This is a genomic window from Polyangium sp. 6x1 (assembly GCF_029946515.1).
Lineage (GTDB): Bacteria > Myxococcota_A > Polyangia > Polyangiales > Polyangiaceae > Polyangium.
The window spans coordinates 1-8,001 of sequence record NZ_JARZHH010000148.1 but is presented as its reverse complement, the minus strand read 5'-3'; the positions used below and the strand labels follow the sequence as shown (position 1 = coordinate 8,001).

Genomic DNA, 8,001 nt, shown 5'->3' with positions numbered 1-8,001 from the left:
CAGCGGCGCCCGCAGCCCCGGCCGCCCCCGAGCCCGCTCCCGCCCCCGCCGAGCCCGCGGCGCCCCCGCCCGCGCCCGCGGCCGAGGCGAAGCCCGCCGAGCCGCCCAAGCCCGAGGTGAAGACCTCGAAGGGCGAGGCCGTGTATTACGACGCCAACGCCCGCGGGAGCTGTTCGCTCACGTTCGGCCGCGACGCCGCGGTGCTCTCGGCGCCGAATGCGGTCTACAACCAGATTCAGGCCTGCGGTCAGTGCCTCGAAATCACGGGCCCCGAGGGCACCGACGTCGTGATGGTCGCCGACCGCTGCAACGATTGCCCGCCGGATCGGCTGGTCATCAACAAACCCGCATTCTTGAAGATCGCCGGCACGAAGGTCGGCAAGGCCGAGGTCACGTGGAAACCCGTGCCCTGCGCGGTGCAAGGCAACCTGGAGCTGCGCTTCAAGAAGACGAGCTCGATCCACTGGACCTCGATCCAGGTGCGCAATCACCGCGTGCCCGTGAAGAGCGTTGCCTTCAAGCGCGGCGACGAATGGGTCGAGATGACGCGCTCGGACGATAACTATTTCACCGCGGCCAAAGGCGTCGGCTCGCAATCCGTGACGCTGCGGATCACCGGGGCGGACGGACAAACCGTCGAGGAGACGGTGGCGAAATGGAAGGACGGCGAGACCTACAAGGGGACCGCGCAGTTCAAATAGACCGCGCGATGCAGCGGAGCGGGCGTGGCGTTTCGTTCCAACCGACCGCCACGAACCGGTCCTCGCCCTACGTCACGGCTTGAAGCTCGTCACGGATGCTGAGCTCCTCCTCGCCACACGCGCTCGCGAAGAGCGCGGCGACGAGCAGGAGCCAGCGGCGCGAGGACCGGCTCGTCATGCGGCCATGTCACTTCGCCATCTGCCGGAGCACGTACTGGAGAATGCCGCCGTTCAGGTAGTAATCGGCCTCGTTCGGCGTATCGATGCGGGCCGTGACCGTGAAGGTCTTCTTGGTGCCGTCCGCCTTCGTCGCCACGACCTCGAGCTTCTTGAAGGGCGTGACGCCCTCGGCGATGCCCTTGATGTCGAAGGTCTCGCGGCCGTCGAGGCCGAGCGTCTGCGCGTCCTCGCCCGCGGCAAACTCGAGCGGGAGCACGCCCATGCCGACGAGGTTCGAGCGGTGGATGCGCTCGAAGCTCTTCGCGATGACCGCGCGCACGCCGAGCAGCTTCGTGCCCTTCGCCGCCCAGTCGCGCGAGGAGCCCGTGCCATACTCGGCGCCCGCGAGGATCACGAGCGGCACCTTCTCGTCGGCATACTTCATCGCCGCGTCGTAGATGCTGAGCTTGGTGCCCGCGGGCAGGTGGAGCGTGTTCGGGCCCTCTTCCCCGCCGAGCAGCGCATTCTTGATGCGGATGTTGGCGAAGGTGCCCCGCATCATGACCTCGTGGTTGCCACGCCGCGCGCCGTACGAGTTGAAGTCGGCCGGCTGGACGCCGTGCTCCATGAGGTAACGCGCCGCAGGGCTCGTCTTCGAGATGTTGCCCGCCGGCGAGATGTGGTCCGTCGTGACGCTGTCGCCGAGGAGCGCGAGGACGCGCGCCGAGACGATGTCCGTGATCGGCTGCGGCTGCTTGCCGAGGTTCTCGAAGAACGGCGGCTTGCGGACGTACGTGGACTTGTCGTCCCACGCGAAGGTCTTGCCCGCAGGGACGTTGAGCTTGCGCCACGCGACGTCGCCGACGAGGGCATTGTCGTACCGGGTCTTGAAGTGCTCGCTCTTCACGGCCGAGCGGATGGTGTCGCGGACTTCCTCCGAGGTCGGCCAGATGTCGCGGAGGTAGACGGGCGTGCCGTTGCGATCCTTGCCGATCGGCTCGGAGTACGGGTCCCAGTCCATGTCGCCGCGGAGCGCGTACGCGACGACGAGGGGCGGCGACATGAGGAAGTTCATGCGCACGCTCGGGTTGATGCGGCCCTCGAAGTTGCGGTTGCCGCTGAGGACGCTCGCCGCGACGAGGTCGCCCTTCTTGATGGCATCGACGATCGTGTCGGGAAGCGCGCCGGAGTTACCGATGCATGTGGTGCAGCCGTACCCGACGAGGTGGAAGCCGAGCGCCTCGAGGTACGGGAGCAAGCCGGACTCCTGGTAGTAGTCCGCGACGACCTGCGAGCCCGGCGCGCACGAGGTCTTCACCCAGGGTTTGACCGAGAGGCCCCGCTCGACGGCCTTCTTCGCGAGGAGCCCCGCCGCGAGCATGACGGCCGGGTTCGAGGTGTTCGTGCAGGAGGTGATCGCCGCGATGACGACCGAGCCATGGCGGAGGTTGTACGAGGTGTCGCCCTCTTCGACGGCGACGGGCTTCAGGATCTTGTCGCGAATGAGCATGCGCGCCGCGACGGCGTCGTCCGCGGGTTTGTCCGCGCTCGGCTCGTCACACCACTTCGCGACGGTGGCCGCGTCGATGTCGGCGAAGCTCTTCTCGAGCATCGACTGCAAGCTCTTGCGATACCCGGTGCGCGACGCGGCGAGGCGAATGCGATCCTGCGGGCGCTTGGGGCCGGCGATCGAGGGCTCGACGGCGCCGAGGTCGAGCTCGAGCGTGTCGCTGAAGACGGGGTCGGGCATGCCCTCGGTGCGGAAGATGCCTTGCTCCTTGCAGTAGGCCTCGACGAGCGCGACCTGCTCCTCGGAGCGGCCCGTGAAGCGCAGGAACGAGATGGTCTCGCCGTCGATCGGGAAGAAGCCGATCGTGGCGCCGTACTCGGGCGCCATGTTCGCGATGGTGGCGCGATCGGGGAGCGAGAGGGACGCGATGCCCGGGCCGTAGAACTCGACGAACTTGCCGACGACCTTCTTCTTGCGAAGCATCTCGGTGACGGTGAGGACGAGGTCGGTCGCCGTGGCGCCCTCGCGGAGGCTGCCCGTGAGCTTGAAGCCGACGACCTCGGGGACGAGCATGGTGACGGGCTGGCCGAGGAGCGCGGCCTCGGCCTCGATGCCGCCGACGCCCCAGCCGACGACGCCGAGGCCGTTGATCATGGTGGTGTGCGAGTCGGTGCCGACGAGGGTGTCGGGGAAGGCGCGGCCTTCGGCGTCGGTCATGACGGCGCGGGCGAGGTACTCGAGGTTGACCTGATGGCAGATGCCCGTGTCCGGCGGGACGACGCGGAAGTTCTCGAAGGCCTGCTGGCCCCAGCGGAGGAAGACGTACCGCTCTTCGTTGCGCTGGTACTCGAGGTCGGCGTTGCGGACGAGCGAGTCGCGGGTGCCGAAGTAGTTGACCTCGACCGAATGGTCGATGACGAGATCCGCCGGGGAGAGCGGGTTGATGCGGTTGGGATCGCCGCCCATGCCGGCGAAGGCTTCGCGCATGGCAGCGAGGTCGACGACGGCAGGGACGCCCGTGAAGTCCTGGAGGAGGACACGCGCGGGGTGGAAGGAGATCTCCTGGGAAGGCGCGGCCTTGGGATCCCAGCGGAGGACAGCCTCGACATGCTCCTTGCGGACGACGCGACCGTCCTCGTGACGGAGGAGGTTCTCGAGGAGGATGCGCAGGGAGACCGGGAGGCGCGCGAGGTCGGCGTCACTCGCGAGGGCCCTGAGGCGGTAGATCGTGTAGGACTTGCCGGAAACCGAGAGGGCGCTTTTTGCACCGAAGCTGTCTGCCATGGTCGTCACCTTGGGGAGCGGCACAGAGAGTGACAAGGGATCCGGAGGCCGCGCCGCGCGGCGGAAGGCTTCTCAGGAAAAAGGGCGGAGAGCAAGGGGGGAGCGCACGAAGGTGCGCGTCAGGTGTTTTGCCGGGGCGGCGTGGGCCTCGGGTCGATGGAGCGGCCCGGGCGGAGGGAGGACGCGGTGGCGGCGTGATGCGTCGGGCTACCGGCCCAGGAAGCGCATCAGGAAGGTGATGGGGTCGACGGAGACCTGGAGGCGGAGCTCGTTGTGGCCCGAGCCCGCGACGTTGCTGTAGATCCATTGATGGCCGATCTCGGCCGCGAGCCCGCCATTGTAAAGCATGAGGACGAGGCTCGTGCGGGGGCCGACCGCGAGGCCGCCGGCGACGTCGCCAATGACGAGCTTTTCGAGGACGCCGACCGAGGTCTGGTTCGTGCCGAAGAGGGGGCCGACGCCGACGGTGACGAAATGGCCGGGGCCCAGGGTGTCGTAGGAGTAACCCGCCTCGGTCCAGATGGACGTATACGAGGCGACGCCGGCCCGGAAGCCGAGGCCCGCGTCGAGGGCGAAGGCCGGTTTGGCCGAGCTTCCCGGGATGAAATGAAAGCTCGCGCCGGGGGAGACGCGCAGGGTGAGCTGGTGCTTCGGCTTGCGGGAATTCGTGCCGCTGTCGAGGTAGTTCGGCGAGCCGTACGCCGGAGCAGGCTGCGCGTACGGGTTCGGCTGCTGGTACGGGTAGGGCTGTTGATAAGGATAGGGCTGCTGGTACGGGTACGGTTGCTGGTAAGGAGCGGGCTGCCCGTACGGGTAAGGCTGTTGATAGGGGTAAGGCTGCGGAGGCGGATAATACTGCGCTTGGGCCAGGCTCGCGTGGAGGGTCGAGAGAAGGACGGTGGCCACAGCGAGGAGCTGCGTAGAAGTGCGCATCATGGCGGGATATCCCGAGGCGAAGGCGTTGGAAAGAGGGTCGCTTGTGTGTGACCCCGCCCTGTGCAAGCCGGAGGCCACCGCGGAAAAGGGCTCCGGGCCGCGGCGTTTGCCGCGGGAAGCGGGGACGCTGAGAACGGCCGTTTCCAGGCGGGCGTGGCCAGAACGTCAGGGGGCGGGGATACCAGGCAAGTGCTACGGGGCGCAGTAGCCGAATCCCGGGCCGAAAAGGCGCTCTTCCTTGCAATCGAGGCCCGTGGGGCAATCGGCGTCGTCGCGCTCGAGGCGGCAGATGGGGACGCGATCGCTGCTGCTACACGCGTCCGAGCACTCGACCGCCGTGTACCGGGAGGCGACCTCGTCCCACAAGCCGCAGCAGACGCCGCCGAGGTGCGCGCAGTCGTCCGGGCCGTCGCACGGGATCGGGAGCAAGAGGCAGGCATCCGCGGCCGTGCATGCGGGCGTGGGGGAATCCCCCTGCTCGACGCAGCAGACCTCGGAGGGTCCGCAGGTGTCGCTGCCGCAGCGGACTTCGTAGCCTTGTGCAGGGCCGCCGCCCGCGTGGCCCGTGGGCGGCTGGTAGTCGCCGAGCCAGCACGCGCTCGTCGCCGAGATGAGGCCGACCACCATCGAAGACAGAAGGATCCTCGTGCGCACCATGCCCGGCTAGGATGGCACGGCGAGGCGCGATCGCGAAGATCGGGAAGGGCCGTCGTGTCACGCTTTCGTGCGCGGCTTGCCCTTCGCCTCGGGCGCGCGCGTGAGGCCGTCGAGCAGGCGCCCATGCGCGAGGTCCGACGCGGCGCGTATGTCGGGCATGCCGAGCGTGGCGAATGCGCCCGACATGGCGAGCACCGCGAGGCCCTGGTGCATTGCAAAGACGGGGATCACGTAGGAGAGCGCCTCGCCTTCGCCGAAATACCCCGCGGCTTGCGCCTCCGCGATGTAACGATAGAGCAGGCCCAGGCTGCGCTCGCGGCCGTTCACGTGCGCCGGGTCGTTCGGGTCGGCGTCGGTGGAGAACATCGCCTGGAAATAACCAGGATGGTCCATCGCGAAGCGCACGTACGCGTGCGCGGCCGCGAGGAAACGCGCGCGGAGGTCCGGGCCCGCCGCCGTGAGCGCCGCGTCGACCGCATCCGCGAGGCGATGCGCCCCCTCGGCCGCGAGCGCCGTGAGCAGCGCCCGCTTGTCGGCGAAATGCCGGTACGGCGCGGCATGCGAGACGCCGACCCGGCGCGCGAGCTCGCGGAGCGTGAACCCCATCGGCCCACGCTCCTCGATGAGCGCGAGAGCGCCCTCCCGGAGCGCGCGAGGCAGATCCCCATGGTGGTACGGGCGAGGCGGGCGTCGAGGCACGGTCCGGAGTCTACCACGTCCGAGGCGGATGTTGACGATCGCAACATTCCATGTTGACGGTGGAAACTTTGGGATGTTGTCGTTGTCTACATGAGCGTGACCGGCCAGGAACCCCGGTCTCCGGAGGGAACCATCATGACGAGAGGAAACGAGAACGTGCTCGAGACCCGCCTGCTCGCGTCCGTCGCTCGCGTGCGCCCCATCGCGGAGGCCCACGCGGACGCGTCGAACGAGGGCACGACGCTGCATCCGACCGTGGTCGCCGCGATGAAGGAGGAGGGGCTGTTCGCGCTGGCCGCGCCGAAGGAGGTGGGCGGGCAAGGCGCAGACGGGCGGACGCAGTTCGTGGTGTACGAGGCGATGGCGCACGCGGATCCGTCCGCAGGGTGGTCGCTGATGATCGGGGCGATCATGAACGGAATGATGGGCGCGTATCTGCCCGAGGCCGCGACGCGGGAGATCTTCGCGAGGGGAATGACGACGTCGGCCGGGCTGCAGGTGCCGATGGGCAAGGCGCGGCGGGTGCGCGGTGGGTTCGAGGTGACGGGACGGTGGGGGTTCGGGAGCGGGATCCGGCACGCGGACTGGGTGTACACGGCCGCGGCAATCGAGGCGCCCGGGCAGGCCGGGCCGCCGTCGTTCGTGCAAATCGCGGTGCCCGCCGCGCGCGTGACGATCGAGGATACGTGGAACACGGCGTTCCTGCGCGGGAGCGGGAGCAACCATTACCGCATGGAGGCGCTGTTCGTGGAGGAGGCGTTCACGTGCTCCTACCCAGGGGCGGCGCGGAGGCGCGGTCAGGCGTATTTCGAGCTGCCGTTCATCGCGCTCGTGGCGCCCGGGCACATCGGCTTCGCGCTCGGCGTCGCGCGGCGGGCGCTCGAAGAGATCGCGATCGTCGCGCCGCGCCGGTTCAAGGCCTGGAACGGCGAGACGCTGGCCGCGCAATCGAGCTTCCGGGTGGAGCTCGGCCGAAAGCGCGCGGCCCTCGACGCGGCGCGGGCGCTCGCGCGTGAGGTGATCGAGCTGTCCATGCAAAGAGCCGAGGCAGGCGAGGCGCTGTCACCCGAGGATTGGGCCGCCGTGCGGGCCGCGACGACGTATACGACGGAGGTCGCCGCGGACGTGACGAGCTTTGCGTTCCGCGCGGGCGGGTCGAGCGCGATTTACACGGGGACCGTGCTCGAACGGTGCTTCCGGGACGTTCACGCGGCCGCGCAACACATCGCCGCGACGGACGACGCCTACGATTACGCGGCGCGCGTGAGGATGGGGGAAGCGCCGTTCAATCCGCTGCTCTTGCCGCGGGATTCGGCCTAGCAGGCTGTCGAGAGACGCCGCGAGCGCCCTGGAGCTAGGGAGGAGGACGCAGGAATACAGGCGTATTCCGAGGACGACGACCGACGATCCAGGGCGCGCAGCAAGTTTATCGACAGCCTGCTAGAAACCCGCGCCGAAGCTGATGTATCCGAACGGCAGGACGCCGAAGGACGTGGGGTCGTCGCCGAAGACGTTGAACCCCGGGCCCATGAGCGCCATCGCGCCGACGCGGAACTGAAAGCCAGCGCCGTCGACGGGGTGCAAGCGATACCCGACCATCACATTGCCATACGCGCCGATGCCCGAGCCCGAGGCGCTCGAGCCAAAGCTGTTCGACGCCGCCGCCGTTGCATACGTGACCGAGACGCCGCCGCCGACCTCGAGCGCGTGTTTGCCGCTGCGAACGCCGAGGTAGCTCGCCGTGATGGGGAAGGTCAAAAGGCTCGCGCTCGCGCTCGACGAGGCGCTGCCCTGAGAGACCGTCGCCCCGATCGAGATGTAGCTGACGCCGACGCGCACGCCGAGGTCGTCGATGACGCGGCGCTCGTAATTGAGCGAGTACCAGAGCCCGGCCCCGAGGCCCTCCGCGAAGACCGAGTTCGGCGCGGGTTTGTCCTTGGTGTCTTCTTCCTTGGGCTCGGGCTTGGCCGGCGCGGGCGCTGCCGGCGCGGCCGGCGCAGGGGCCGCCTCAGGCGCGGCGGGTTGCCCCTCGGGCGCGGGCGGCGCCGCCTGGCC

7 protein-coding genes are annotated in these 8,001 nt (G+C 68.9%); 2 read left to right on the top strand and 5 right to left on the bottom strand.

Annotated elements, in window-relative coordinates:
- A partial coding sequence (locus tag QHF85_RS49170) for an expansin EXLX1 family cellulose-binding protein (protein ID WP_281334486.1) occupies nt 1-701 on the top strand: 701 nt, incomplete at its 5' end.
- Nucleotides 702-888: 187 nt separating this feature from the next.
- Here QHF85_RS49170 and acnA read toward each other — a convergent pair.
- The 4 genes from acnA to QHF85_RS49150 form a co-directional block, all read right to left on the bottom strand.
- Entirely contained in the window at nt 889-3,654 is a 2,766-nt protein-coding gene (gene acnA / locus QHF85_RS49165; RefSeq protein WP_281334485.1) for an aconitate hydratase AcnA, read from the bottom strand.
- Nucleotides 3,655-3,861: 207 nt separating this feature from the next.
- A complete protein-coding gene (locus tag QHF85_RS49160; RefSeq protein WP_281334484.1) occupies nt 3,862-4,590 on the bottom strand; it encodes a hypothetical protein in 729 nt (242 codons plus the stop codon).
- A 192-nt stretch (nt 4,591-4,782) separates the two neighbouring features.
- On the bottom strand, nt 4,783-5,217 hold the full coding sequence (locus QHF85_RS49155) for a hypothetical protein (protein WP_281334483.1): 435 nt from the start codon (nt 5,215-5,217) through the stop codon (nt 4,783-4,785).
- Between the two features lie 87 nt (nt 5,218-5,304).
- Nucleotides 5,305-5,946: a TetR/AcrR family transcriptional regulator gene (locus QHF85_RS49150; protein WP_281334482.1), complete on the bottom strand. Its 642-nt coding sequence runs from the start codon at nt 5,944-5,946 to the stop codon at nt 5,305-5,307.
- 135 nt (nt 5,947-6,081) lie between these two features.
- Here QHF85_RS49150 and QHF85_RS49145 point away from each other — a divergent pair, with 135 nt between their 5' ends.
- The gene (locus tag QHF85_RS49145) at nt 6,082-7,266 is read left to right on the top strand and encodes an acyl-CoA dehydrogenase family protein (protein WP_281334481.1); all 1,185 of its coding nucleotides are present in this window, start codon (nt 6,082-6,084) and stop codon (nt 7,264-7,266) included.
- 120 nt (nt 7,267-7,386) lie between these two features.
- Here the strand turns inward: QHF85_RS49145 and QHF85_RS49140 are convergent.
- Nucleotides 7,387-8,001 (bottom strand): hypothetical protein (locus QHF85_RS49140; protein ID WP_281334480.1); only part of this gene is annotated, 615 nt, incomplete at its 5' end.

What these genes read in the sequence shown, in the direction of transcription:
- acnA (WP_281334485.1), bottom strand. Translation starts at nt 3,654, where the DNA reads ATGGCAGACAGCTTCGGTGCAAAAAGCGCCCTCTCGGTTTCCGGCAAG.
- QHF85_RS49160 (WP_281334484.1), bottom strand. Translation starts at nt 4,590, where the DNA reads ATGATGCGCACTTCTACGCAGCTCCTCGCTGTGGCCACCGTCCTTCTC.
- QHF85_RS49155 (WP_281334483.1), bottom strand. Translation starts at nt 5,217, where the DNA reads ATGGTGGTCGGCCTCATCTCGGCGACGAGCGCGTGCTGGCTCGGCGAC.
- QHF85_RS49145 (WP_281334481.1), top strand. Translation starts at nt 6,082, where the DNA reads ATGACGAGAGGAAACGAGAACGTGCTCGAGACCCGCCTGCTCGCGTCC.